General features: G+C 65.7%; 1 protein-coding gene. It reads left to right on the top strand.

The genetic code is table 11. The features are described from left to right. Positions 1-1083, top strand: a 1083-nt coding sequence (locus tag ACFWE1_RS17560) for a glutamate decarboxylase (RefSeq protein ID WP_376934772.1), incomplete at both ends; no start/stop codon positions are given.

The raw sequence follows: 1083 nt of genomic DNA, 5'->3' as shown, positions 1-1083 counted from the left end.
GAGGCCGGGGGAGGCGACGGTCGCGGCGCGGCACCGCATCCCGCAGGCCGAGTCTCTGCCGGATACGGCGTATCAGATCGTGCATGACGAGATCATGCTCGACGGGAACTCGCGGTTGAATCTCGCGACGTTCGTCGGTACGTGGATGGATGACGAGGCCAAGAAGCTGTACGAGGACTCGTTCGACAAGAACATGATCGACAAGGACGAGTATCCGCAGACGGCGGCGATCGAGGACAACTGCTGGCGGATGCTCGCGAACCTCTGGAACGCGCCCGACGCCAGCGCGGCGATCGGGACGTCGACGATCGGCTCGTCGGAGGCGTGCATGCTCGGCGGCTTGGCGTTCAAGCGCCGCTGGCAGCAGGCCCGCCGTGCGGCGGGGAAGGACACGAGTTCGCCGAACCTCGTCATGTCGAGTGCGGTGCAGGTGTGCTGGGAGAAGTTCTGCAACTACTTCGATGTCGAGCCGCGCTTCGTGCCGATCTCGGAGGAGCACAAGACGCTCGACGGTCATGGCCTGGAGCAGTACGTCGATGAGAACACCATCGGTGTGGTGGCGATCATGGGCGTGACGTACACGGGCATGTACGAGCCGGTCGATGAGATCTCGAAGGCGCTCGACGCGATCCAGGCGAAGACGGGCTTGGACATCCCGATCCATGTCGACGGCGCGTCGGGCGCGATGATCGCGCCGTTCCTGCAGCCGGACACGGTGTGGGACTTCCGCCTGGAGCGGGTGCACTCGATCAGCACCTCGGGGCACAAGTACGGGCTGGTCTACCCGGGCCTGGGCTGGGTGGTCTGGCGGGAGGCGAAGTGGCTGCCGGAGGACCTCGTGTTCAAGGTGAGTTACCTCGGCGGCGAGATGCCGACGTTCGCGCTGAACTTCTCGCGGCCGGGCGCGCAGGTGCTGCTGCAGTACTACGCGTTCCTCCGGCTCGGCATCGACGGGTACACGGCGGTGCAGCAGGCCTCGCAGGATGTCGCGAAGTTCCTCTCGGCGGGGATCGCGAAGATCGGCGCGTTCGAGTTGTGGAACGACGGCAGCGACATCCCCGTGTTCGCGTGGCGGTTGAAGGC

The sequence above is a fragment of the Agromyces sp. NPDC060279 genome (genome assembly GCF_042726785.1).
Classification (GTDB): Bacteria; Actinomycetota; Actinomycetes; order Actinomycetales; family Microbacteriaceae; genus Agromyces.
Note: the sequence above shows the minus strand (reverse complement) of the source record. Positions and strands in the feature narration are given on the sequence as shown.